The 24,480-nt window shown below is 55.1% G+C and carries 20 protein-coding genes; 17 read left to right on the plus strand and 3 right to left on the minus strand.

Features of this window, described 5'->3' with window-relative positions:
• Position 1 precedes the first annotated feature (1 nt).
• From sigE to NFS35_RS10215, 3 genes are all read left to right on the plus strand, one after another.
• The gene (gene sigE, locus NFS35_RS10205) at positions 2-739 is read left to right on the plus strand and encodes an RNA polymerase sporulation sigma factor SigE (protein WP_251207026.1); all 738 of its coding nucleotides are present in this window, start codon (positions 2-4) and stop codon (positions 737-739) included.
• 129 nt (positions 740-868) lie between these two features.
• Positions 869-1,162 (plus strand): hypothetical protein, encoded by a 294-nt coding sequence (locus NFS35_RS10210; RefSeq protein ID WP_251207027.1) that lies wholly within the window; start codon positions 869-871, stop codon positions 1,160-1,162.
• Positions 1,163-1,223: 61 nt separating this feature from the next.
• Positions 1,224-1,754 carry a VanZ family protein gene (locus NFS35_RS10215; RefSeq protein ID WP_251207028.1) on the plus strand — a complete coding sequence of 177 codons (531 nt, stop codon included), beginning with the start codon at positions 1,224-1,226 and terminating at the stop codon, positions 1,752-1,754.
• Positions 1,755-1,821: 67 nt separating this feature from the next.
• Here the strand turns inward: NFS35_RS10215 and sigG are convergent, their stop codons facing one another.
• Positions 1,822-2,601: an RNA polymerase sporulation sigma factor SigG gene (sigG, locus tag NFS35_RS10220; RefSeq protein ID WP_251207029.1), complete on the minus strand. Its 780-nt coding sequence runs from the start codon at positions 2,599-2,601 to the stop codon at positions 1,822-1,824.
• A 181-nt stretch (positions 2,602-2,782) separates the two neighbouring features.
• Between sigG and NFS35_RS10225 the strand changes: the two genes are divergently transcribed.
• Both NFS35_RS10225 and nrdR read left to right on the plus strand, forming a co-directional pair.
• Positions 2,783-3,016 (plus strand): PRC-barrel domain-containing protein, encoded by a 234-nt coding sequence (locus NFS35_RS10225; RefSeq protein ID WP_251207030.1) that lies wholly within the window; start codon positions 2,783-2,785, stop codon positions 3,014-3,016.
• A 57-nt stretch (positions 3,017-3,073) separates the two neighbouring features.
• Positions 3,074-3,523, plus strand: coding sequence for a transcriptional regulator NrdR (gene nrdR / locus NFS35_RS10230; RefSeq protein WP_251207031.1), 450 nt, complete (start codon positions 3,074-3,076; stop codon positions 3,521-3,523).
• A gap of 51 nt (positions 3,524-3,574) precedes the next feature.
• Here the strand turns inward: nrdR and NFS35_RS10235 are convergent, their stop codons facing one another.
• Positions 3,575-4,954, minus strand: a complete 1,380-nt coding sequence (locus NFS35_RS10235) for a polysaccharide biosynthesis protein (RefSeq protein WP_251207032.1) — start codon at positions 4,952-4,954, stop codon at positions 3,575-3,577.
• Positions 4,955-5,105: 151 nt separating this feature from the next.
• Here NFS35_RS10235 and nifS point away from each other — a divergent pair, with 151 nt between their 5' ends.
• From nifS to NFS35_RS10270, 7 genes are all read left to right on the plus strand, one after another.
• Positions 5,106-6,281: a cysteine desulfurase NifS gene (gene nifS, locus NFS35_RS10240; RefSeq protein WP_251207033.1), complete on the plus strand. Its 1,176-nt coding sequence runs from the start codon at positions 5,106-5,108 to the stop codon at positions 6,279-6,281.
• A 40-nt stretch (positions 6,282-6,321) separates the two neighbouring features.
• The gene (gene nifU / locus NFS35_RS10245; RefSeq protein ID WP_251207034.1) at positions 6,322-6,759 is read left to right on the plus strand and encodes a Fe-S cluster assembly scaffold protein NifU; all 438 of its coding nucleotides are present in this window, start codon (positions 6,322-6,324) and stop codon (positions 6,757-6,759) included.
• A 157-nt stretch (positions 6,760-6,916) separates the two neighbouring features.
• Positions 6,917-8,734: a translation elongation factor 4 gene (gene lepA / locus NFS35_RS10250; RefSeq protein ID WP_251207035.1), complete on the plus strand. Its 1,818-nt coding sequence runs from the start codon at positions 6,917-6,919 to the stop codon at positions 8,732-8,734.
• Positions 8,735-8,769: 35 nt separating this feature from the next.
• Entirely contained in the window at positions 8,770-9,939 is a 1,170-nt protein-coding gene (hemW, locus tag NFS35_RS10255) for a radical SAM family heme chaperone HemW (RefSeq protein WP_251207036.1), read from the plus strand.
• Positions 9,940-10,050: 111 nt separating this feature from the next.
• The gene (gene sigK / locus NFS35_RS10260; RefSeq protein ID WP_251207132.1) at positions 10,051-10,683 is read left to right on the plus strand and encodes an RNA polymerase sporulation sigma factor SigK; all 633 of its coding nucleotides are present in this window, start codon (positions 10,051-10,053) and stop codon (positions 10,681-10,683) included.
• A gap of 149 nt (positions 10,684-10,832) precedes the next feature.
• The gene (locus NFS35_RS10265; protein WP_251207037.1) at positions 10,833-11,048 is read left to right on the plus strand and encodes a hypothetical protein; all 216 of its coding nucleotides are present in this window, start codon (positions 10,833-10,835) and stop codon (positions 11,046-11,048) included.
• 315 nt (positions 11,049-11,363) lie between these two features.
• Positions 11,364-13,037 (plus strand): ABC transporter ATP-binding protein, encoded by a 1,674-nt coding sequence (locus NFS35_RS10270; RefSeq protein WP_251207038.1) that lies wholly within the window; start codon positions 11,364-11,366, stop codon positions 13,035-13,037.
• Positions 13,038-13,327: 290 nt separating this feature from the next.
• Here the strand turns inward: NFS35_RS10270 and NFS35_RS10275 are convergent, their stop codons facing one another.
• Entirely contained in the window at positions 13,328-14,278 is a 951-nt protein-coding gene (locus NFS35_RS10275; protein ID WP_251207039.1) for an alpha/beta hydrolase, read from the minus strand.
• Between the two features lie 235 nt (positions 14,279-14,513).
• Here NFS35_RS10275 and NFS35_RS10280 point away from each other — a divergent pair, with 235 nt between their 5' ends.
• From NFS35_RS10280 to NFS35_RS10300, 5 genes are all read left to right on the plus strand, one after another.
• Positions 14,514-15,452, plus strand: a complete 939-nt coding sequence (locus tag NFS35_RS10280; RefSeq protein ID WP_251207040.1) for a type IV pilus twitching motility protein PilT — start codon at positions 14,514-14,516, stop codon at positions 15,450-15,452.
• 192 nt (positions 15,453-15,644) lie between these two features.
• On the plus strand, positions 15,645-17,207 hold the full coding sequence (locus tag NFS35_RS10285; RefSeq protein ID WP_251207041.1) for a YifB family Mg chelatase-like AAA ATPase: 1,563 nt from the start codon (positions 15,645-15,647) through the stop codon (positions 17,205-17,207).
• A gap of 9 nt (positions 17,208-17,216) precedes the next feature.
• Positions 17,217-18,407: a DNA-processing protein DprA gene (dprA, locus tag NFS35_RS10290; protein WP_251207042.1), complete on the plus strand. Its 1,191-nt coding sequence runs from the start codon at positions 17,217-17,219 to the stop codon at positions 18,405-18,407.
• A 253-nt stretch (positions 18,408-18,660) separates the two neighbouring features.
• Positions 18,661-19,713, plus strand: coding sequence for a flavodoxin-dependent (E)-4-hydroxy-3-methylbut-2-enyl-diphosphate synthase (gene ispG / locus NFS35_RS10295; RefSeq protein WP_251207043.1), 1,053 nt, complete (start codon positions 18,661-18,663; stop codon positions 19,711-19,713).
• Positions 19,710-24,443: a PolC-type DNA polymerase III gene (locus NFS35_RS10300; protein ID WP_251207044.1), complete on the plus strand. Its 4,734-nt coding sequence runs from the start codon at positions 19,710-19,712 to the stop codon at positions 24,441-24,443. Before ispG ends, NFS35_RS10300 begins: the two co-directional genes overlap by 4 nt.
• Positions 24,444-24,480 lie beyond the last annotated feature (37 nt).

A 24,480-nucleotide genomic window follows, 5' to 3' on the forward strand; every position in this document is an offset into this window, starting at 1 on the left:
TATGATACTGAAGGTCATGATACCGGGAAAAATGCAATTTAAGATGATTCACAGGGATAAGCTGCTCCTGCGCAAGGAGGGCGAGATTCATTATATCGGCGGTGCCGAGGTGCTGCCTCCTCCGCTGGAACTGGAAAAGGAAAGCCAGGTCATAAGCGACCTGGGGACGGAATACGACGACGAGGCAAAGGCTATCTTGATTGAGCACAATCTGCGTCTGGTGGTATACATAGCAAAGAAATTCGACAATACCGGTGTGGGAGTGGAGGACCTGATATCCATCGGGACCATCGGTCTGATCAAGTCCATCAATACTTTCAAACCGGACAAGAATATCAAGCTGGCCACCTATGCCTCCAGATGCATCGAGAACGAGATACTGATGTATCTGCGCAGGAACAACAAGACCAAACTGGAAGTCTCCATCGATGAGCCCCTGAACGTGGACTGGGACGGGAACGAGCTCCTGCTGTCGGATATCCTGGGGACCGACGAGGATGTCATCTACCGGGATATCGAGAACGAGGTGGAGCGGAAGCTCCTCATGGGAGCCATCAGCAAGCTGTCGGAGCGGGAGAAGCGGATCATCAAGCTGCGGTTCGGACTGGGCACCAAGGATGGGCAGGAAATGACCCAGAAAGAGGTGGCCTCCCTTCTGGGGATTTCCCAATCATACATATCCAGGCTGGAAAAGAAAATCATGCGCCAGCTAAAAAAAGAGATGAGCAACCATATTTAGGCTATGCAAACGGGAAAAAATAGGGTAGAATAAATATAGTGGACAGTCAGGAGGGATTTACGGCTGTCACACAAAATGAACGATGAGACAGGTATAAAAACGTTGATACAACGAGATGATATATTATCGATGGAATATTTGAAGAAGACGGAGTTTACGGGCTGCCACCAGGGCATGCGCTACCGTCTGGAGGGCATTACCGATGCGGAGGGCGCCGCCGGTGGGACCGGCGGGAAAAAGCTCCTCTGTACGGTATGGCCGGAGCCCTTTGCTTTTTTTAAGACACCTGAAGAGAAGAGGGAGACTGCTGAGTTTCCCTTTGGGGAGGACGGCGTGGCAGAGGCCATCTGCTGGATGAACGAAATGCTTTCTGAGAAAAAAGAAATCTGGGAGCATGCCAGGGAAAACTGGGACGAGTACTGACAGCTTTTCCGACGCGCTCTGATGAGCCGGACCTTCCGCAAGAAGCTGCGGAGAATACGAAATGTTTGCATATATATATCGGGATATGATGTCCATGGTGAGGTTCCTGCCCTACGGCCTTGCTATGGGGCTTTTGTTGGCATCTCTTTTTTTGTGGGGAATAAACGGTTTCAGGAGTCGAAAGGGGAAGACGCCGGTGGCGAAATTTCCAGTGGCGGCTTTTGTCGTTTACATCTCTCTGATGCTAATCATCACCTTTTTGTCCAGAGAGAGCGGGGGCAGCGAGGGCTTTGATCTGGAGCTGTTCTCCACCTGGGGAATCAATGACAGGAATAACGCTTTTGTCATAGAGAACATACTGCTCTTCGTGCCGTATGGCTTTTTGGGCTGCCTGGCCTGTAAGCGGTGCGGGCATTTGCTTCACTGCCTGGTATTGGGAGCGCTGACCAGTCTGTGCATTGAGACCATGCAGCTGATTACGGGGCGGGGGATATTCCAGATAGACGATATCCTGACCAATACTTTGGGGGCTGTGACAGGATATCTGTTATACAGGCTGTTTATGCTATTTCGGAAGCTGGGGAAGAAATGAGGGCTGAAGCGGTGCGTCAGGTGAGGATGCCGGATTGGATGGGAGGTTCTATGTAACGGTGACCGCGTCAGGCGGTCAGATAGTTGCGCATGGAGCGCAGGGCATTTTTTTCCAGCCGGGAGACCTGGGCCTGGGAGATACCTATGGCTTCGGCTACCTCCATCTGGGTCTTCCCCTCAAAAAAGCGCAGGGAGATGATTTCATGCTCCCTGGGGTTCAGGCGCTTCATGGCTTCGCTGAGGGAGAGATGTTCCACCCAGTTCTCTTCCTTATTTTTTTTATCGCTGATCTGGTCCATCACATAGAGGGTGTCGCCTCCGTCCGTGAGGATGGGCTCGTAGAGGCTCATAGGATTTTGGATGGCGTCCAGAGCGTAGGCGATGTCCTCTTTTGCGATGCCGATTTCCGTGGCGATCTCCTCGATGGAGGGCTCCTTTAGATTCTTCCTGGTCAGGGCGTCCCTGGCGTAGATTGCCTTGTAGGCAGTGTCCTTTAAGGAGCGGGAGACGCGCAGCTGGCTGTTGTCCCGCAGGAAACGCCTGATTTCCCCGATGATCATAGGCACTGCATAGGTGGAGAACTTCACGTTCAGGGAGGTGTCGAAATTGTCTATGGCCTTGATCAGGCCGATACAGCCGATCTGGAACAGATCGTCCACATTTTCATTGCTGGAGGAGAAGCGCTTGATGACGCTTAAAACCAGACGCAGATTTCCCTCAATATAAGCCTCTCTGGCCCTCTCGTCCCCGGCCTCGATCTGTTTGAAGAGAGCTTCTTTCTCGTCCGCTTTCAGCAAGGGGAGTTTTGAGGTATTCACCCCGCAGATTTCCACTTTTCCCTGTGTCATTTCCTTCCTCATTTCTGCGCGTGGAGCGCGTTGGATTATAGTGGTAGTATGTACCCGGAGCAGAAAAATATTCCCTGCAGAAGCAGGAAAACGTAATTTGTTCCTGTAGGCCGTTCTCATATTTCCCATATACCGCATACTTGTATATAGAAGCAATGTTTTATGGGAAAGGAGGATTTCCATGCTTTATTCGGAATTGAAGAGCAAGGATGTCATCAATATCAATAATTGCAAAAAGCTGGGCAGGGTATGCGACCTGGAGTTCGATGCCTGCAGCGGCTGCATCTGCAAAATCATGGTGCCCGGGGGGAACAAGCTGCTGGGATTTTTGAACTGTGAGCCCAACATCGTGATTCCTTTCAAGGACATCAGACAGATAGGGCCGGACATTATTCTCGTTGACATTCACTGTTGAATATGATACGTTAGGGATGATGGCAGGCATGTAGTGTACCGGAAGAGGAGAAGAATCATGAAATGTCCGTTTTGCAATCATGAAAATACAAGAGTGATCGATTCCCGGCCTGCGGAGGAGAACAATTCCATCCGCCGCAGACGGGTCTGCGATGAGTGCGGGAAACGCTTTACCACCTATGAGAAAATCGAGACCATTCCGCTGATTATCATCAAAAAAGACGACAATAGAGAGACCTATGACCGGTCCAAGATAGAGGGCGGCCTGTTGCGGGCCTGCCACAAGAGGCCGGTGAGCGCCCAGGAGATTACCAGGCTGGTGGATGCGGTGGAGAATGAAATCTTCAACAGAGAGGAAAAGGAGATTTCCAGTCAGGTCATAGGGGAGCTTCTGATGAATAAGCTCAAAGACCTGGACGCGGTGGCCTATGTGCGCTTTGCCTCCGTGTACAGGGAGTTCAAGGATGTGAATACTTTTGTGGATGAACTGAAGAAGATGCTGGAATAGCGTGAGAAGATTTTCAAGCGCCAAAGTGTATGGCGCTTGAAAATCTGCATCTCACGTATCCGGCCGTTTATTCCTCAGGAAGCCGTAGAGGCAGAGGAGATAAAGGATTCCCAGGGTCAGCTGGCTGGCCAGAAGGCCCCAGAGGAAGCCTCTGACTCCGAAGCGGGGGACGGCAAAGAAGATGAAAGCCAGCCGTATGAGCAGGCAGACCGCATTCATGGCAAATGTATGCCCCGCCAGCCCCAGCCCCTGCAGGATGCTGGACAGTGTGGTGTCCAGATAGAGGAAGGGGCAGATGAAGCCCAGGGTGGTGATGAAGTAGCCGGCGAGGGGGCTGTTGAAGAGGGTGGTGCCTGCCCAGTTGCCGAACAGGACGAATACCCCCAGGCATCCAAAGCCCATAAGCCCGCAGTATTTTACGGTGCGGACGGTGGCGCTGCGTACAGCCGCCATGTTCCCCAGGGCGTAATTCTCCGAGATGACGGGCAGCAGCAGGACGGCCACGGAGCTGGTCAGGGCATTGGGAAAGTAGATGAAGGGCATGGCCATGCCGGTGAACACGCCGTAGACGCTTAAGGCAGTGGCATTGTCATAGCCGTAGAGCCTGAGTCTGGCGGGGATGGACACGGCTTCCACGCTCTGAAGGAGATTCAGGACGATGCGGTTGGCGGTCAGGGGCAGGGCCAGGGCCATCAGCTTGCCGAAGAGGACGGCGTTTCCGCTTCTTCCGTCTGCAGGAGAAAGCCTGGAAAAGGATTTGCCCGGAAGTTTCCCGGGCCAGACAGCAGCTATGGTCAGCAGCATGGAGGCCAATTCCCCCACGGTGAGTCCCAGCACCGCCACGCTGACAGAGGGCGTGCGTCCCATCGCCAGGATGCGGGAGGAGACTATGTATACACAGCCTACGCGGACGATTTGCTCCAGAAGCTGTGCCCCGGCCGGAATCCCGGCTTTTTTTATGCCGTAGAAATAGCCGTTGATGCAGGAATGCACTGCGCCCAGGGGGATGGAAAAGGAAAGGATGCGCAGCATGGAGGCGGTGCGGGACTCCTGCAGCAGGGTCGCGGCGATGGTATCGGCGAAAAAGAACAGCACGGCATTGCAGATCAGTGACAGGGGAAGGGAAACGCACAGCCCCGCCACAAGAGGACGGCGGGAGGGAATTTTCTGCGTCGCGGCCTGTTCCGCCACCAGCTTTGAGATGGCGGTCTGGTATCCGGCGGCAGTCAGGGAAAAGGACAGGGACAGTACCGGGCCAAGCAGCTGGTAGATTCCCATGCTTTCCTCGCCGAACTGGCGGGAGAGGTAGATGCGGTACAAAAAGCCGATAAGGCGGCTTGCGATTCCGGTGGCGGTAAGGATGAATGTGCCCACAATCAGGGGGTGATGTTGCTTTGTTTTCATATGGATTTTGGGACTTTCGTTTTTCATTATTATATTCCAAAGGTACAAATGGCAGAACAGCAGGGGAAAACAAGAGACAGTTGACAGAGCGGATAGGAAGTGGTATATTGTGAATATAATTCCTAGTAAAATAGTATGAATTAAAACAGAGGCTATAAGAGAAAGGAGCGACACGAAAATGATATATCTGGACAATGCGGCCACCACAAAGACCGCCCCGGAGGTAGTGGAGGCCATGCTGCCCTATTTCACGGAAATGTACGGGAATCCCAGCGCCATCTATTCCCTTGGATCTGCCGGGAAAAAGGCTATAAACGAAGCCCGCAGGACCATAGCCGGGAGCATCGGCGCCGGACCTGAGGAAATCTATTTTACGGCAGGCGGAACAGAGGCGGACAACTGGGCGGTCAAAGCGGCCGCGGAGAGTTACAGTGAGAAAGGAAAGCACATCATCACCACGAAGATAGAGCACCATGCGGTTCTGCACACCTGCGAATATCTGGAGAAGAGGGGATATGAGGTGACCTATCTGGACGTAGACAGGGACGGAATCGTGGATCTGGAGGCACTGAAAGCGGCCATCCGCCCTGACACCATTCTGATCAGCGTCATGTTCGCCAACAATGAAATCGGCAGCATAGAGCCCATTGGGGAAATCGGGGCCATTGCAAAGGAGAGGGGTATCCTGTTCCACACGGACGCGGTGCAGGCTTTCGGGCAGATTCCCGTCAATGTGGACGAACTGCACATCGACATGCTCAGCGCCAGCGCCCACAAGCTGAACGGCCCCAAGGGCATCGGCATGCTCTACATCCGCGGAGGCCTGAAAATCCGTTCCTTTGTACACGGCGGGGCCCAGGAGAGGAACAGACGGGCGGGGACGGAGAATGTCCCCGGCATCGTTGGATACGCCGCCGCGGTCCAAAGGGCGCAGAGGCTCATGGAAGAGAAAGGCAGGCGGGAGAGGGAGCTTCGGGACTACCTGATTGACCGGATTGAGAAAGAGATTCCCTACTGCCGCCTGAACGGCCATCGGGAAAAGAGGCTTCCCGGCAATGTGAACTTCTCGTTCCGGTTCGTAGAGGGGGAATCGGTGCTCATCATGCTGGATATGAAAGGGATATGCGCCTCCAGCGGTTCCGCCTGTACCTCCGGCTCCCTGGACCCCTCCCATGTGCTGCTGGCCCTGGGGCTGAAGCATGAGGAGGCCCACGGTTCTCTCAGGATGACCCTCTCGGAGGAGAATACGAAAGAAGAGATGGATGTCGTAGTAGAGCACCTGAGGCAAATCGTAGGCAGGCTCCGCGATATGTCACCGTTATACGAGGATTTCCTCAAATCGCAGAAAGTCTGATTTTCACAGATACGGATTATATCAAGACCAGGAGGAATTTATGTACAGTGAAAAAGTAATGGATCATTTCCAGAATCCAAGGAATGTGGGAGAGATAGAGGATGCCAGCGGCGTAGGGACTGTGGGGAACGCCAAATGCGGCGATATCATGAGGATTTTCCTGGATATTGACGAAGAGGGGATTATCCGGGAGGCGAAATTCAAGACCTTCGGATGCGGGGCCGCTGTGGCTACCAGTTCCATGGCCACGGAGCTGGTCAGGGGCAGGACCATCCGGGAGGCTCTTCAGGTGACCAATAAGGCGGTCATGGAGGCGCTTGACGGCCTGCCGCCGGTGAAAGTGCACTGCTCCCTGCTGGCGGAGGAGGCGATACACGCTGCCCTCTGGGATTACGCGCAGAAGAACGGAATCGAGATTGCGGGATTGAGCAGGCCGAAATCCGATATCCACGAGGGCGAAGAGGAGGAGAACTGGTAGAAGCCTGGTAGAAACCGGTAGAAAGATTCTCCCACTGTCTGGACAATTCCCCGTAATTCTGATACAATCATACTGATTCGCGGAAACGGCGGTAAGAGATTCTGCGGAAAATACGATTGAATGAAAATAAAGGAACGAGGAAACGGAAGTGAAGTCCATGGACAGGAAACTGGAACAGAGCAGAATCCGCAACTTTTGTATCGTTGCGCATATAGATCACGGCAAATCCACGCTGGCGGACCGTATCATCGAGCAGACAGGTCTTTTGACCAGCAGGGAGATGCAGGCACAGGTGCTGGACAATATGGACCTGGAGCGGGAGAGGGGCATCACCATCAAGGCCCAGGCCGTCCGCACAGTGTACAAGGCCCGGGATGGGGAGGAGTATATCTTCAATCTGATAGACACCCCGGGACATGTGGATTTCAACTATGAAGTCAGCCGTTCCCTGGCTGCCTGTGACGGCGCGATTCTTGTGGTGGACGCGGCTCAGGGCATCGAGGCTCAGACCCTTGCCAATGTCTATCTGGCGCTGGATCATGACCTGGACGTGATTCCGGTCATCAACAAGATCGACCTCCCCAGCGCGGAGCCCCAGCGGGTCATTGATGAAATCGAGGATGTGATAGGGCTGGAGGCCCAGGACGCTCCTCTGATATCCGCCAAGAACGGCATCGGCATCGAGGATGTGCTGGAGCAGATCGTGAAGAAGATTCCCGCTCCCGGGGGAGATCCGGGGGCACCGCTGCAGGCGCTGATTTTTGATTCCCTTTATGATCCCTACAAAGGAGTCATCATTTTCTGCCGCGTCATGGAGGGAACCGTGAAAAAGGGAACGGCCATCCGTATGATGGCCACAGGGGCTAAAGAGGAAGTAGTGGAGGTGGGCGTCTTCGGTGCAGGCCAGTTCATCCCCTGCGAAGAACTTTCCGCCGGCATGGTGGGATATATCACGGCTTCCATCAAGAATGTCAAGGAGACGGAAGTAGGAGACACTGTCACGGATGACAATAATCCCTGTGAAGCTCCGCTGCCCGGTTATAAAAAGGTACAGTCCATGGTCTACTGCGGTTTCTACCCGGCGGACGGCGCGAAATATCCGGATCTGCGGGATGCGCTGGAAAAGCTTCAGCTGAACGATGCCGCCCTGCAGTATGAGCCGGAGACTTCTGCCGCGCTGGGATTCGGGTTCCGCTGCGGCTTTCTGGGACTGCTGCATTTAGAAGTGATTCAGGAGAGGCTGGAGCGGGAGTACAATCTGGACCTGGTGGCCACTGCCCCCGGCGTAGTATATAAGGTATACAAGACTAACGGGGAAGTCATCGAGCTGACGAATCCCTCCAACCTGCCGGATCTTTCGGTCATCGAGCATATGGAGGAGCCTGTGGTCAGCGCGGAGATTATGGTGACCAGCGAGTTCATCGGCTCCATCATGGAACTCTGCCAGGAGAGGCGGGGACGGTATCTGGGAATGGAATATATAGAGGCCAGCCGTGCGCTTCTGCGGTACGATCTGCCATTGAATGAGATTATCTATGACTTTTTCGATGCGCTGAAGTCCAGATCCAAGGGCTATGCCTCCTTTGACTATGACATCAAGGGCTACGAGGAGTCCAGGCTGGTGAAACTGGATATTCTGATTAACAAAGAAGAAGTAGACGCTCTTTCGTTCATCGTGCACTCGGACTCCGCCTATGAGAGAGGGCGCAGGATGTGCGAGAAACTGAAAGAGGAGATTCCCAGGCATCTGTTCGAGATTCCCATCCAGGCGGCTGTGGGCGGCAAGGTCATCGCCAGGGAGACCGTGAAAGCCATGCGCAAGGACGTGCTGGCAAAGTGCTACGGCGGAGACATCACCCGAAAGAAGAAGCTGTTGGAGAAGCAGAAAGAGGGCAAGAAGCGCATGCGCCAGATTGGCAGCGTGGAGGTGCCCCAGAAGGCTTTCCTGAGCGTGCTGAAGCTGGGTGACGATTGAGCGCACCCGGCAACTGTGAAAGGTGAGGCAGAGCCATGGATGATAGATTGGAACTGTATTTCCACATCCCTTTTTGCGTCAGAAAATGTTTCTACTGTGATTTCCTTTCCGCCCCGGCGGATGAGGGAACGATAAAAAGATATATGGAAGCGCTTCTCGCCGAGACGGCGGGAAGCGCCCTTTCGTATGCGAAATATACGGTTTCCAGCGTATTCATAGGCGGAGGGACGCCTTCTGTGGCGCCGGTTTTCTGTATCGAAGATATGCTGGGGACTGTAAAGGAGCATTACAGCCTGGCGCAGGATGCGGAAATCACTATGGAGGTAAACCCGGGAACCGTGTCTGAAAAAGCGCTTTCCCGGTATCGGGAGGCGGGCGTCAACCGGCTGAGCATAGGCCTGCAGTCCGCCGACGACAAAGAGCTGGCATCCATCGGAAGAATCCATACCTGGGAGCAGTTTCTGGAGACCTACACGAAGGCCAGAAAGGCGGACTTCCGGAATATCAATGTGGACATCATGAGCGCGCTTCCCGGTCAGACGCTTTCCCGGTACAGGAATACATTGGAAAAAGTCCTGTCCCTGGAGTCTGCGCCGGAGCATATTTCGGCATACAGCCTGATTCTGGAGGAGGGCACTCATCTATATGACTTATATGAAAAAGGAATGCTGGAGATTCCCGACGAGGACACGGACAGACTGATGTACCAGGAGACGAAAGAGCTTTTGGCCCGGAGAGGATACCGCCGCTATGAGATATCCAATTATGCGAAAGAGGGCTGCGAATGCAGGCATAACCGCGGCTATTGGACCAGGGAGAACTATGCGGGCTTTGGGCTGGGAGCAGCTTCTCTGGTGGAAAATGTCCGTTTCAAAAACGGCACGGATCTGCAGGCTTATCTGGCGAATTCATCCGGGTGCAGGGAGGATGTCCGGCAGCTGAGCCGGGAGGAGCAGATGGAGGAATTCATGTTCCTTGGGCTGCGGATGACGGAAGGGGTGGATGAGGGCCTGTTCCGGCGGCTTTTCGGCTGCGGCATGGAGGAAGTGTACGGGGAAGTGATCGGGAAGAATATCCGGGACGGGCTTTTGAGGATGGATTGTGATTTTGCGGGAAAGGAAGAGCGTGCTGCTTTGAGGCGTCTGTCTTTGACAGAAAAAGGGCTGGATGTGAGCAATTATGTGATGGCGCAGTTTTTGCTGTGAACCGAGTAAAAACAAACGATATTTGGTTTATTTTCATTCGATTCATTGTGACAGGCACCGTGGATGGAGTCGATACATAAAATATGTTAAGAGTAATCCATGGGGGTTGTCTTGGAGACTTTTCAAAAACCACTGACTCAGGAGGAAGAGGCCGAGTATATCCGACTGCTGCGGGACGGTTCCCCTGAGGAGGCAGAACGGGCGCAGAAGATTCTGGTGGAGAGGAATCTGCGGCTGGTCGTTCATATTGCAAAAAAGTACCAGAATGCGGATGAGGATATAGAGGATTTCATCTCCATCGGCTGTATCGGACTGATTAAGGCCATCAGGACCTTTGACGAAAAAAAGGGACGGGTCGCTACCTACGCCTGCAGATGCATCGAGAATGAACTGCTGATGTTCCTGCGTGGGAAGAAAAAATCTTCCAGGGAGGTGTCGCTCTTCGAGCCCATCGGTCAGGACAAAGAGGGGAACGAGATTCATCTGGTGGACGTGATAGAACAGAACCAGCCGGATATCTTGGAGAGCATGGAGCTGACCGGAAATATTCGGCGGCTGTTCGCTTTGATGGACGCGAACCTGACGCCCAGGGAGCGCCAGGTTCTGATTATGCGCTATGGGCTCTATGGGAACCGGGAGGTGACCCAGAGCGAGATTGGAGAGAGGCTGGGAATCTCCAGAAGCTATGTGTCGAGGATTGAGAAGAAGGCCTTGGGGAAGTTGAGGGAGAAGTTCGAGGAGTAGTAAAGAGTAAGGGGCGACAGGGGGGCAGCTCATAGACAGCAGCCCCTGCGCTGCTCCTTTTTTTGTTGTAAAGGGTAATGGAATCTGGTATAATAATAGTGGGCAGGGCAGATATCAAATTGTGTAAAAAAGCAGACTAAGAGGTCTTTATGGGGAGATTATCCGGTAATTATATTGACAGTTACGAAAAAAATACCTGTCCGACAGATATTTCAGATGTATCAGGAGAAAAAGATTGTGTTTCTGTAGACTTGATTGAAATAAGAATTCAGGAACAGACGCTCCGGCTCATCCAGCAGATAAACAATTCAGATAAAGGTAGCGGCAATACACTCCTGTCGAGTAGTCAAGCTACAGATAAATAATTAAAAGTCCACAGTATCTGAGTTGTATTGAACCACGATACGAAATAAAAAGAAAGGGAACATGGTGTTCATACAAGAAAAAGAGTTGTGCAGGCATCCTCTTGTTTGCGCCATTCATTGATGCCTTAATGGCTGGCCGACACCATATAAAAATACGGGGGCGTCGCTATACAGTCCCGTTACTCACCTCCTCGGGTTCTGTAGTATGCCGGCATCCTGCTGGGTGAGTATAACAGATAAAAGTGATGAGTGAAAGGTGCAATGGTGGGTTTCATAACCCCATCAGTGCCTTTCGCAGAAAGGCGGTTTATAATTATGAAGAAACCTAAAGAGACCGATACAGAGCCAAATCTGAAGTGGATTTGTGCACAGAGCCGGAGCGTGTGGTTCGGACTGTCCCTGCTGGCGGCGGTGGGGGTTGCCGCTGCGTGCATCAATATGTGCATGACTCGCGTGATGCAACAATTTGTGGATATTGCGGCCGGAGACAGCAACATGCCACTGCTGAATAACGCCGTCATGTCTGTCCTCATCCTGGCGGCGGAAGGGATATTGGCCCTGTGCCTTTCCGTCTCATACCGCAGGTCCGTCAACATCACGTCGAAAAAGCTGCGCATGGACATGGTGCAGAAGGTCTACCGCAGCAGCCTGCTGGAGGTGCAGCGCCATACGAGCGCTGAGTACATGACGAACCTGACTGCGGACGTGGAGAAAGTCAGCGCCTGCCTGCCGGATCTAATCCGCGATACTGTGGGGAACGCGCTGAGCGCGCTGCTGGGTGTCGCCTATCTGTTCTGGATCAACTGGAAGCTGGCGCTGGTGCTGCTGGTGAGCATTCCCCTGCTGATTCTCTGTGTGATGGTGTTCTCGCCCATCGTGCAGAAAGCCAGCCAGGCGGACACGGAAAATGAGGAAAGGATTCGCGTGTACCTGCAGGACGTGGTGGAGAAGCTCGCCATCTTCAAGACCTGCACCATGGGGGACAAGATTGGGGAAAAGCTGGCGGGTCTGTTGAACCGCAAGGTGAAAAGTTCCCAGAAGCTGGGAGCCGCGGAAGGGGGATCTGCTTTCCTGAACACGGTCATGGGGTCGGTGATGTTCCTGATTGCCCTGGGCGGCGGCGCGCTGCTGGTCTCCAGAGGGGAAATGAAGGTCGGCGGGATGATTGCAGTGGTCCAGCTGACGAACTACATCGTTTGGCCTTTCACAGCCGTGGGCGATATCATCTCGGAGGCGAACCAGGCAATCGTCGCAGCCAGGCGTCTGGGGCGGGTGTACGGCCTTGGGCAGGAAGAGCGCTTTCTTCCCGCCCGCCATGCCGAGGCTGCAGTCGACGAGGTCAGGATGGAGGGCCTTTCTTTCGGATACAGCGACGACCCTGTAATCCGGGACGTGACACAGTCCATCGAGAAAGGGATGACGGCAGTCATCGGCGAGAGCGGATGCGGCAAGAGCACCCTGCTCAAGGTGCTGGCAGGTCTGTACCCGCCTGAGGGAGGGAGACTGGAACTGCACACCCGCGAAGACGGGACGCTGACGGATGTCCGTGCACACATCGGGTTCGTGCCGGCAGACAATCTCGTTTTCAGCGATACGATTCAGGCCAACATCTGCATGGCGGCAGAGGTGGATTCGGAGAAATTGGAGCGCTGTGCGTCCCAGGCCAATATCGGCGGCTATATCTCTACGCTGCCGGAGCGGTACGGTACGGTGGTTAACGACGGGAGGCTGAGTCTCTCCAGCGGTCAGGCCCAGCGCATCGCCATAGCGCGTGCCCTCTACCAGGATGCCGATGTCCTGCTCTTCGACGAGCCCACGGCGAACCTGGACGCGGAGTCAATCGAGATTTTCCTGAAGACCCTGAGGCAGCTGGCAGACGACCATATTTGCATTGTCGCCACCCATGACCCTCGGGTCACGGGGTGCTGCCAAAGGGTGATGGAATTGAAAGGGGGCAGGCTCTCCTGCGTAACGGATGGCATGGCATGACGGATTTTACGATGAAGACACGCTGCATTATTAAAAAACGGAGCCTCATTTGAGACAGTAGCAAATTCATTGGAACAGTGGAAGTCAGAAGAAGAGAAGAGACAGAGAGACAGAAGAACAGTACGAAAAAACGGAGAAAGGGAATGGGAAGAGATTGTGGAATTGAGGTAGAAATTTTTTATCCCTAACTTGACAGGAGAGTATGTGTCCGGGATAGAGAAAAAGGTGCTGCTGAAGCTGCGGGAGAAGTTCCGGCAGCCATAGTGCGGATTTGGCGGAGCGCCGGGGAATTATCCCTGACGCTCCCTTGCCCTATTCCGCTCAGAAAAAACAGCCTGAAGCTCTCCCGCCAGAAAGTCCTCTGCCTGTCTGGCATATTCGGCCTGTTCCTGGTTCTTCCGGGAATCCCCGTCTGGATAATCCGGCCGGTTCACTTCCAGAAAACCGTGCTCTGCTCTGATGAATTCCCGAACGCGTACCGGGACGGCCAGCTCCATGAGACGCTTTGCATAAGCGATTCCCTGGGGTCTTAAATCGTCAGGCCCGCACAGGACAAAAATCGCCGGAGGGAGCGATTTTAACACTTCGTCCGATGCCGCAAGAGGAGAGGCATATCTGTGGGCTGCATTATATTCTGCCTGGGAATCCGGGAACAGCATGGGGCCAATCAGATACATGAGCTCATCCGCGTTCTGATCCATCTGTACGCAGGGATAGACCAGCATTTGGGCAGCCAGCGAGATGCCTCTTTCCCCCAGAAGAACCGCCGTTCCCGCCGCCAGCTGGGCGCCTGCGCTGTGTCCGCCCACTGTTATCAGGTCTGTATCGATTCCGTACTCTTTCGCATGTTCCGTAAAATAGCAGACACAGTCCGCTGCCTCCTCGATTGCGTAGGGAAAGGGCCTTTCATCCGCTTTGCGGTAATTTATGTTCACCACAAAGGCCGGGAGACGTTCCGCCATCATCTGGCAGAAGCTTTCCATATAGACAGCATCGCCGCCGATCCACGCTCCGCCGTGCATATTGAATAGCACAGGGAGGGCCGCTTCCCCGCTGGCAGGACGGTAGAGGATGGTATCAATGCCCTCCTTTGGCTGTCCGTCAAGGGAAACGCCTGTTCTGGGCACTGTGAAGCGTGTGCCGATAGTCCTTTTTGCGGCATTTTCTTTTCGCTCTTTGCGGATATCCTCCAACATTTTCTCGGGGGAGAACTCATCTTGTAATTCGGTTGCCTGTGTCATGGTGATTCCTCGCTTTCTGGTATTTGATAAGATTATAGCGGTGTTTCCACGAGGTGTAAAGTTTTTTGTGTGGAAACAGATGCACCGGAAGAAAATTTTTCGGAACGGTTGTCATTTGCCGGAGAATTGTATATAATGGATTTTAGACAATAGAAGCCGTCTTATGGTTTCTATTGTAGATTTTAGGCGATGGAAACCGTTTTTCGGTTTCTGGGAGGGGAGACGAAGAAACGCGATGTCTGCGATAAATGAAATCATCTGCAGCGCCAGAGAGGCAGGCGCCAGCGATGTGCATCTGGCAGCGGGGATGCCGCCGAAGATGCGGATTGGCGGGGAATTGTTTTCCATGAACTGTTCCAGACTTACGGCAGCGGATATGCTGGATATCCTGATTGGCATCATGCCGGAAGCCTTTCGCGACAGATTCGAGGAGAGAGGGGAATACGCTTTTGCCTTTACTTTGCCGGAGGGAGGGCGCTGTCGGGCCAATGCCTACAAACAGAAAGGCAGCATAGCTCTTGCCATCCGACTGATAGACGAGGAAATCCTTTTGCCGGAGGAGATGGGGATACCAGAGCCTGTGGCGGAGATGAGCCGGAAAGAGAGCGGCCTGGTGCTGGTGACAGGTTCCGCCGGGAGCGGCAGGTCCACGACACTGGCCTCCATCATCAACAAAATCAACGACAGCAGAGAAGCGCTCATCATCACGCTGGAGGAACCGGTGGAATATCTGCATCCCTACAAAAGGTCTATGGTCAACCAGAGGGAGATAGGCATGGACAGCAAGGGCTGTGTCGATGCCATCTATGCGGCTGTCCGTGAGGACGCGGACGTCATTGCGATAGGGGAGTTGAGAGACGCGGAGAGCGTCACTGCGGCGATTGCGGCAGCGGAGTCAGGGCATCTGGTATTTGCCGTCATGAATGCCGTCAGCGCGGTGGATGCCATTGAGGACATCCTGGACATGCTCCCGCCCCACAGGCAGGAGCGGATGCGGGCGAGGCTTGCCGGTGTGCTGGAGGCGGTATTGTTCCAGCAGCTCAATCCCGCGGCGGACGGAGACGGGAGGGAGGTGGCTTTCGACATTCTTCCCGTGGACGAAGGGGTGCGCGGTCATATCCGCGCGAACAGATTCTCTGCGATTCCCGGTGCAGTGCAGCATTTATTCTCATAGTCAATCTGATCTGCCGGATGCGGGCCTTTGCGCCCGCCCGGCGGATGCCATAAATGTCAAAATTTTTCACAAATACATTCGGAAAAACATTACCAAATCGTCTTTCTTCTATATTAATATATTTTCAAATCGGTACATCTTTCGCGATTCTATGGGCAATGGGCCCAAATTTAATCCAGGAGGTTTTAGTTTATGTACAGCACGATTTTTTCCGGTGCGCTTCACGGGGTGTCAGCCTATCTGGTCTCCGTGGAAGTGGACATCGCCAAGGGACTCCCGGCCTTTTTTATGGTGGGCTCCCTGAGCACGGAGGTAAGAGAGTCCAGGGAGCGGGTGACGGTGGCCCTGAAGAATGTGGGGCTGCATCTGCCTCCTTGCCGTATTACCGTAAATTTATCACCGGCAGACAGGAAAAAGGACGGAACTGCCTTTGATCTGCCTATCGCGGTGGGGATGCTGGAGGCTCTGGAGCTGGTTCCCCGGGATGCGGCGAAAGGCTGCCTGTTCCTGGGAGAACTGGGACTGAACGGAGAGCTGAAGAAAGCCAGGGGAGTGCTGCCCATTGTGCGCGCCGCGGCAGCAGCAGGGATAAGAGAATGCATCGTCCCCAAAGCCAACATGAGGGAGGGCGCCGTCATCCCGGGGATAACCGTCAGAGGTGCGGAGAATATTCTGGAAATCATGTATTTCCTGACGGCCGGGCAGACAGACCGCGATGGGCTGATGCCGCCGGTGCAGGTGGATACGGACCGCCTTTTTTCGGAGAGGGCATTTGGCTGCTGTGAGCAGCAGGGGAGATTCGACTTCAGCGAAGTGACCGGGCAGGAGACGGCCAGGCGGGCGGCGGAAATCGCGGCGGCAGGCTTTCACAATCTGCTGATGGTAGGCCCGCCCGGCGCGGGAAAGTCCATGATTGCCAGGCGGATTCCGGGCATCCTGCCTCCGCTGACTTTGGAGGAAAGCCTGGAGGTGACATCTGTGGTCAGCGTGGCGGGACTTTTGGAGGAGGGGGAGACCCTGGTGACGGAACGGCCTTTCAGAAGCCCTCATCACACGATTTCCCAGGCAGCGCTCATAGGCGGCAGCACTGTGCCCAAGCCGGGGATGATATCTCTGGCCCACAGAGGCGTCCTGTTTCTGGACGAGCTGCCGGAATTCCAGAGAGCGGCTCTGGATGCCCTGCGGCAGCCTCTGGAGGAGCACAGGGTAACTATCTCCCGGATAAACGGCAATGTCACCTATCCCAGCGATTTCATGCTGGTCTGCGCCATGAATCCCTGCCCCTGCGGCTACTATCCGGATGCGGAGCGCTGCAGCTGCACGGAGCCCCGGGTGCGCAGGTACATGGGAAAGGTGTCCGGGCCTATCCTGGACAGAATAGATTTGTGCGTGGAACTGGAATCCGTGGACTATGAAAGCCTGAGGAACAGGACAAAGGGCGAATCCAGCGGAGAAATCCGCAGGCGGGTGGAGCAGGCCAGGCAGATTCAGGAGGCCAGATTTGAGGGCAGCGCATATCGCTTCAACGGAGATATCGAGGTCTCGGCCATGGAGCGGTACTGCAGGCTCGGGGAGGAGCAGCAGCGGTGCATGGAGCAGCTGTACGCCTCCCTCCAGCTTTCCGCCAGAGCGTACCACCGCATCCTGCGGGTGGCCAGGACCATAGCGGATTTGGAGGGAGCGGAGGAAATCGGGGTACCCCATCTGATGGAGGCTTCCTTTTACCGCCCCTCCACGGAATACTGGGGACATTGACAAGGAGAAATGAGAAAGGAAGAAAACATGAACCGGGAAGAGTGGAAAGAAAGAGAAAATATGTACGCCTGCTGGCTGTGCAATTTCCCCGATATAGGAAATAAGAAGCTGCACGCGCTGGCCGAGTTCTGCGGCGGGCCGGAGGCGGTGTATCTGGCGGACAAGGAGACATGGGGGCGGATTCTGTCGCCGAAACAGGTGCAGAGTCTGGCCAGGTACACTGCCCGGTGGAAGCCGGAAGCGGAATACCGCAAAATGAGAGAGGAGGGCATCAGGCTGGTGACAATCACGGACGAGGGCTACCCGGAGCGGCTGAAAGCGGTTCCGGACGCTCCTTACTGCCTGTTCATCCGGGGAAAACTGCCGGTGGAGAATGCCCCGGCGGTGGCGGTCATCGGAGCCAGGGAATGTTCCGAGTATGGGCGGCATGTGGCGAGGCTGTTGGGGGCGGCATTGGGGCGTCGGGGCGTCACCGTGGTAAGCGGCATGGCCAGAGGGATCGACGGCATCAGTCAGGAGGCGGCAATGGAGGCAGGAGGCTGTTCCGTAGGGGTGCTGGGCTCCGGTGTGGACATTTGTTATCCGGCACAGAATAGATTGATTTACGAAAAACTGATAAATACAGGGACGGTGCTGTCCAGCTATCCCCTGGGGACGCCTGCCAGGCCCCAGAATTTCCCGCCCAGAAACCGTATCGTCAGCGGCCTGGCTGACGCAGTGGTGGTAGTGGAGGCCAGGGCAAAGAGCGGGACTTTGATTACCGTGGACATGGCACTGGAGCAGGGCAGGGAGGTGTATGTGATTCCAGGGCGGGTGACGGACAGGCTGAGCGACGGCTGCAACCGCCTGGTGAAGCAGGGGGCAGGAATCGTGCTCAGCCCTGAGAGCTTTCTGGAGGAAATCTGGAGAATCTGGGAGACTGGGAAGAAAGCGATTTATCCGGAACAGAGGAAACGGGATGATGCCCGGACCGCCAATATCTTTCTGGAATCGCCGAAGACAGCCGGCCTGCCGGAGGAACTGGCTGAGGTCTGCAAGGCGCTGGACTTTACTCCGAAGTCCCCGGAGGAAATCTGTCAGCTGCTTTCCGGCAGATATTCGGAGAAGCAGATTATCACCTGTTTGATGCAGCTTTGCATGGAAAGTCTCGCGGTACAGGTAAGCCCGGGACGCTTTTGCGGCAGGCGGAATTCTACATAACGCCGGAATCTGCCGTACCGCATTGGTTAATTGCTGGCGTTATGTAGTCAGGTTTCCCGGAAATCTTAACTGTTAAGCAGTATAAGGGCATTGAGACGGCTCGGCGCCTGTCCGGACGGATGCGCGGCACTGGCGGGGGAGTGTTTTTTGTGTTCTGCGCGGTTGCTTTTTAGGCTGGTTTCGTTTATATTAGAGAGTGTATCAGAAAAAAGAGCTGGTCGGCACGCCAGGATATTCGGAAAGGAAGACTGCCATGCACAGAGATAAGACGCGAGTAGTACAGATAGGGGACAGGAAGATAGGAGGCGGCAATCCCATCCTGATTCAGTCTATGACCAATACGAAGACACAGGACGTTTCCGCCACGGTGGCACAGATTCGGGCTCTGGAGCGGGCGGGATGCGAAATCGTGCGCTGCACGGTGCCGGATATGGAGGCCGCCAGAGCGCTGTCTGAAATCAGGAAACAGATTCATATTCCGCTGGTGGCGGATATCCATTTCGACTACAAGATGGCAATTGCCGCCATAGAGAACGGGGCGGACAAAATCCGCATCAATCCGGGCAATATCGGCGGCCCTGACAAGGTGGAAGCGGTGGTGGCCGCTGCGAAAGAGCGGGGCATCCCGATCCGCGTGGGAGTCAACAGCGGTTCCCTGGAGAAGCCGCTTCTGGAGAAAAACGGCGGCGTGACGGCGGAGGGCATTGTGGAGAGTGCGCTGGATAAAGTTCGCATGATAGAAGAGTATGGCTATGAAAATATAGTCATAAGCATCAAGTCCTCAGATGTGCTTATGTGCGTAAAGGCCCATGAACTGCTGGCAGCCCGCACGGAGTATCCCCTCCATGTGGGAATCACGGAGGCCGGAACCGTGTGGAGCGGTAACATCAAATCTTCCGTGGGCCTAGGCCTGATTCTCCATCAGGGAATCGGTGATACTATCCGCGTCTCCCTGACGGGGGATCCGGTGGAGGAGATTAAGTCGGCGAAGCTGATTCTGCGCACACTGGGACTGCAAAGCGGCGGCATCGAGGTGGTTTCCTGCCCTACCTGCGGCAGGACAAGGATTGACCTGATTGGCCTTGCCGGAAAGGTGGAGCGTCTGGTGGAGGATTATCCGCTGGACATCAAGGTGGCCGTCATGGGCTGTGCGGTGAACGGCCCCGGCGAGGCCAGAGAGGCTGATTTAGGCATAGCCGGCGGCGAAAGCGAGGGCCTTTTGTTCAAAAAGGGAGAAATCCTCCGCAAGGTGCCAGAGGAGCAACTGTTGGATGCGCTGAAAGAAGAGCTGGATAACTGGAAATGATGACGAAATCGAAACCATTTTTTGAAGTATTTCCTACATTGGATTTAAAGGGAACCTTACATGACAAGCTGGAGCAGACGGCGGTGGAAAGGGTATCCGCCACGAAACGGAAGGACAGGCTCTCTGTCTACCTGTTCAGCACGAGGCTGTTGGTGAAAGAGGACATCTGGGCGGCGGAAAAGGCAATCAAATCCCAGCTTTTTCCCAATGCTCTTTTGACTGTGCGGATATTTGAGCGCTTTGAGCTTTCCTCCCAGTATACCCCGGAGAACCTGATGGAGGCCTATCGGGAAAGCATTCTGGCGGAACTGCGGGAGTACAGCCATGTGGAGTACAACGCGTTCCGCACGGCGGAGATTACCTATCCTGAATCCGGGAAGATTCGCCTGTCCATTGACGACACCGTGCTGAACCGGAGCAAGGAGCCGGAGTTGGTCCGGGTGCTGGATAAGATATTGGTGGAGCGCTGCGGCTTAAAGACCGGCGTGGAAGTGGAATACAGAGAGGCGGAATCCGGCAGATTCTCCGAAGATGACGAAATCCGGCTCCAGATGAAAGTGAACGAAATCTTCCTGCGGGCAAAGAGCGGCGGATCAGGGGAAGGGGCATATGGGCAGTCCGCGCCGTCGGAGAGAGCGGCATATGGCGGCAGCGGCGCACCCGGACAGGGCAGCGGAACTAGGCAGAAATCCGGAAACGGCGCTCATGCCTCCGCAGACAGAGGCGACAGGAAAGAAAACGGCTTTATGCCCGGAAACGGCGGCCCTGAAAGCGGCGCCGGAAACGGCTTCGGCAGCGCCGGAGACGGCAATGGAAACAGTGCAGGCACAGGAGGCAGCACGAGACAGGCCGGAGGTGGCGGCTATCGAAACAGCTTCCGGGGAAATGGAAAGGGAGACTTCAGGCGGGGCGACCGCCCCCTGAAACAGTCCGACAATCCTGATGTCATCTACGGCAAGGATTTCGACGAGGAGGCCATCTCCATCGATGAAATCATCGGCGAAGTGGGGGATGTGACCATTCGCGGGAAAGTCCTGAAGACGGACAGCCGTGAAATCAGGAACGAGAGAACGATAGTCATGTTCGATGTGACGGATTTCACGGATACCATGACCGTAAAGCTCTTTACCAAGACGGAATTCGTGGGGGAACTTCTGGGGAGCCTGAAGCCCGGTACTTTCGTGAAGATCAAGGGCGTGGCCACGCTGGACAAATTTGACCATGAACTGACTATCGGCTCCCTTACCGGCATCAAAAAGATTGCCAATTTCGTCACCCCCCGCTCAGATACGGCGGCCCACAAGCGTGTGGAACTGCACTGCCATACCAAGATGAGCGACTTCGACGGTGTCTCCGAGGCGAAGAACATCGTAAAGCGCGCTTACGGCTGGGGCCACAGGGCCATCGCCATCACGGACCACGGCGTGGTGCAGGGTTTCACGGATGCCTATCATGTGTGGGAGGATCTCTGGAAAGCGGAGAAGGGAAAATGCAAGGACGAGGGAAAGGAGCCTCCCGACAAACAGGATTTCTTCAAGGTCATCTATGGAGTAGAGGCCTACCTGGTGGATGATTTGAAAGAAATCGTCACCGGCGACAAGGGCGGGACGCTGACAGACGATTTCGTGGTGTTCGATATCGAGACCACGGGATTTTCCCCTGTGAATAACCGTATCATCGAAATCGGCGCGGTAAAGGTTCGGGGCGGTCAGGTGACGGAGCGGTTTTCCACTTTCGTGAATCCTCAGGTGCCCATCCCTTTTGAGATTGAAAAACTGACCAGCATCCGGGACGATATGGTGATGGACGCGCCTCTGATCGAGGAAGTGCTGCCACAGTTCCTGGAATTCTGTCAGGGCTGTATCCTGGTGGCCCACAACGCGGGTTTCGACATGAGTTTCATGCAGGAGAACGCAAGGAGACAGAATCTGCCCATGGAGCATGCCTATATCGATACGGTGGGCATAGCCAGGGTGCTGCTGCCGAACCAGGCCAAGCACACCCTGGACGCGGTGGCGAAGACCCTGAACATCTCCCTGGAGAACCATCACCGGGCGGTGGACGATGCGGAGTGCACCGCGTGGATATTTATAAAGCTAGTTCAGATGCTGGAAGAAAAGGATATCCATACCCTGGCCCAGCTGAATGCTCTGGGAGCGGCCAGCGCGGATCTGGTGAAGAAAGCCCCCACCTACCATGCCATCATCCTGGCCAAGAACGACCTGGGCCGCATCAACCTCTACCGGCTGGTGACGGAGTCCCACCTGACCTATTATGCCAGCAGACATCCCAGGATTCCCAAGAGCCTGATTCAGAAATACAGGGAGGGGCTTATCCTGGGCAGCGCCTGCGAGGCGGGAGAGCTGTACAGGGCCCTGCTGGACGGACAGAGCGACATGCAGATTGCCAGGATAGTAAATTTTTATGACTATCTGGAGATTCAGCCCGCGGGCAACAACAAATTCATGATAAAGTTCGACAGGATTCGGGACATCAATTCCATGGAGGACATCCAGGAGGTCAACCGGCGCGTGGTGAGGCTGGGGGAGCAGTTCCACAAGCCCGTGGTGGGCACCTGCGACGTGCATTTCCTGGATCCGGAAGACGAGGTGTACCGCCGCATCATCATGGCGGGCAGGGGCTTCGAGGATGCCGACGAACAGGCGCCGCTGTTCCTGCACACAACGGATGAGATGCTGGAGGAATTTTCCTATCTCGGCAGCGACAAAGCCTACGAAATCGTGGTAAAAAATACCAATATGATAGCGGACATGGTGGAGGTCATAGCCCCGGTGCGGCCGGACAAATGCGCTCCTGTCATCGAGGACAGCGACAAGACGCTGACCAAAATCTGCTATGACAAGGCCCATGAAATCTATGGGCCGGATCTCCCCCGGATCGTGGAGGCGAGGCTGGAAAAGGAACTCCAATCAATCATCAAAAACGGCTTTGCCGTGATGTACATCATAGCGCAGAAATTAGTGTGGAAATCCGTGGAGGACGGCTATCTGGTGGGCTCCAGGGGGAGCGTGGGGAGCTCTTTCGTGGCCACCATGGCCGGAATCACGGAGATCAATCCCCTAAGCCCCCACTATTACTGCAGCAAATGCCACTACGTGGACTTTGAGGAGGACGATGTGAAGGCCTACGCCGGCAAGGCGGGGGTGGATATGCCGGACAAGGCGTGTCCGGTCTGCGGGGAGCCTCTCCACAAGGACGGCTTCGATATTCCTTTCGAGACTTTCCTGGGCTTCAAGGGGGACAAGGAGCCGGATATCGACCTGAACTTCTCCGGGGAGTACCAATCCAAGGCCCATAAGTACACGGAAGTCATCTTCGGCGCGGGCCAGACTTTCCGGGCCGGCACCATAGCCACCCTGGCGGACAAGACCGCTTTCGGCTATGTAAAGAATTATTTCGAGGAAAGGGGAAAGCACAGGAGGAAGAGCGAGATGGAGCGGCTGGCCATGGGGGTGGCCGGAGTCCGGCGCAGCACGGGGCAGCATCCCGGCGGCATCGTGGTGCTGCCTTTCGGGCAGGATATCAACTCTTTCACGCCGGTGCAGCATCCGGCCAACGACATGGAGACGGATATCGTCACCACGCATTTTGACTATCATTCCATCGACCACAATCTGCTGAAACTGGACATCCTGGGACACGATGATCCCACCATGATCCGTATGCTCCAGGATCTCACCGGCGTGGATCCCCTGACCATCCCGCTGGACGGAGAGGAGGTCATGAGCCTGTTCCAGAATACGGATGCCCTGGGAATCACTCCCGACCAGATTGGGGGGACGAAGCTGGGAATCCTGGGGATTCCCGAGTTCGGCACCGACTTCGCCATGCAGATGGTAATCGATGCCCAGCCCAAGGCCTTCTCGGATCTGGTGCGCATATCGGGGCTGGCCCATGGCACGGATGTGTGGCTGGGCAATGCCAGAGATCTGATCATGAGCGGCACGGCCACTATCTCCACGGCCATCTGTACCCGCGACGACATCATGCTGTACCTGATGCAGATGGGAGTGGAGTCCAGCCTGTCCTTTACCATCATGGAGAGCGTCCGCAAGGGCAAGGGCCTGAAGGACGAGTGGATCGCTGCCATGAAAGAAAATAACGTGCCGGACTGGTATATCGCCTCCTGTAAGAAGATAAAGTACATGTTCCCTAAGGCCCACGCGGCGGCCTATGTCATGATGGCATGGCGCATCGCTTACTGCAAGGTGCATTATCCTCTGGCCTACTACGGGGCTTACTTCAGCATCCGTGCCAAGGCTTTCTCCTATGAGCTGATGTGCCAGGGGAAGGCCAGGCTGGAGGCTAACATGGCGGACTATAAGCGCCGGATGGACGCGGCGGCAGACAAGGAGCCGGGGGCGGTCCCCCTCTCTAACCGGGAGGAGGGGGCTTACGGCGATATGCGCATCGTTCAGGAGATGTACGAAAGAGGCTATGAGTTCACGCCCATCGACATCTTCACGGCCCAGTCCAGGTCTTTCCAGATTGTGGACGGAAAGCTGATGCCCTCTTTAAACAGTATAGAAGGCTTAGGGGACAAGGCGGCTGATGCCATCGTGGAGGCGGTGAAAGACGGCCCTTTCCTGTCCAAGGACGATTTTAGAGAGCGCACTAAGGTGTCCAAGACCATGGTGGATCTGATGGCTTCCCTGAACCTCCTGGGAAGCCTGCCGGAGTCCAACCAGCTGAGCCTGTTCGATTTTTAGCCCGGTCAGGCTTTTGCGGAATACGCGTTTTGTCCAT

The organism is Acetatifactor aquisgranensis (genome assembly GCF_943193215.1).
Classification (GTDB): domain Bacteria; phylum Bacillota; class Clostridia; order Lachnospirales; family Lachnospiraceae; genus Acetatifactor; species Acetatifactor aquisgranensis.

What these genes read in the sequence shown, in the direction of transcription:
- sigE (WP_251207026.1), top strand. Translation starts at nt 2, where the DNA reads ATGATACTGAAGGTCATGATACCGGGAAAAATGCAATTTAAGATGATT.
- NFS35_RS10210 (WP_251207027.1), top strand. Translation starts at nt 869, where the DNA reads ATGGAATATTTGAAGAAGACGGAGTTTACGGGCTGCCACCAGGGCATG.
- NFS35_RS10215 (WP_251207028.1), top strand. Translation starts at nt 1,224, where the DNA reads ATGTTTGCATATATATATCGGGATATGATGTCCATGGTGAGGTTCCTG.
- sigG (WP_251207029.1), bottom strand. Translation starts at nt 2,601, where the DNA reads ATGACACAGGGAAAAGTGGAAATCTGCGGGGTGAATACCTCAAAACTC.
- NFS35_RS10225 (WP_251207030.1), top strand. Translation starts at nt 2,783, where the DNA reads ATGCTTTATTCGGAATTGAAGAGCAAGGATGTCATCAATATCAATAAT.
- nrdR (WP_251207031.1), top strand. Translation starts at nt 3,074, where the DNA reads ATGAAATGTCCGTTTTGCAATCATGAAAATACAAGAGTGATCGATTCC.
- NFS35_RS10235 (WP_251207032.1), bottom strand. Translation starts at nt 4,954, where the DNA reads ATGAAAAACGAAAGTCCCAAAATCCATATGAAAACAAAGCAACATCAC.
- nifS (WP_251207033.1), top strand. Translation starts at nt 5,106, where the DNA reads ATGATATATCTGGACAATGCGGCCACCACAAAGACCGCCCCGGAGGTA.
- nifU (WP_251207034.1), top strand. Translation starts at nt 6,322, where the DNA reads ATGTACAGTGAAAAAGTAATGGATCATTTCCAGAATCCAAGGAATGTG.
- lepA (WP_251207035.1), top strand. Translation starts at nt 6,917, where the DNA reads ATGGACAGGAAACTGGAACAGAGCAGAATCCGCAACTTTTGTATCGTT.
- hemW (WP_251207036.1), top strand. Translation starts at nt 8,770, where the DNA reads ATGGATGATAGATTGGAACTGTATTTCCACATCCCTTTTTGCGTCAGA.
- NFS35_RS10265 (WP_251207037.1), top strand. Translation starts at nt 10,833, where the DNA reads ATGGGGAGATTATCCGGTAATTATATTGACAGTTACGAAAAAAATACC.
- NFS35_RS10270 (WP_251207038.1), top strand. Translation starts at nt 11,364, where the DNA reads ATGAAGAAACCTAAAGAGACCGATACAGAGCCAAATCTGAAGTGGATT.
- NFS35_RS10275 (WP_251207039.1), bottom strand. Translation starts at nt 14,278, where the DNA reads ATGACACAGGCAACCGAATTACAAGATGAGTTCTCCCCCGAGAAAATG.
- NFS35_RS10280 (WP_251207040.1), top strand. Translation starts at nt 14,514, where the DNA reads ATGTCTGCGATAAATGAAATCATCTGCAGCGCCAGAGAGGCAGGCGCC.
- NFS35_RS10285 (WP_251207041.1), top strand. Translation starts at nt 15,645, where the DNA reads ATGTACAGCACGATTTTTTCCGGTGCGCTTCACGGGGTGTCAGCCTAT.
- dprA (WP_251207042.1), top strand. Translation starts at nt 17,217, where the DNA reads ATGAGAAAGGAAGAAAACATGAACCGGGAAGAGTGGAAAGAAAGAGAA.
- ispG (WP_251207043.1), top strand. Translation starts at nt 18,661, where the DNA reads ATGCACAGAGATAAGACGCGAGTAGTACAGATAGGGGACAGGAAGATA.
- NFS35_RS10300 (WP_251207044.1), top strand. Translation starts at nt 19,710, where the DNA reads ATGATGACGAAATCGAAACCATTTTTTGAAGTATTTCCTACATTGGAT.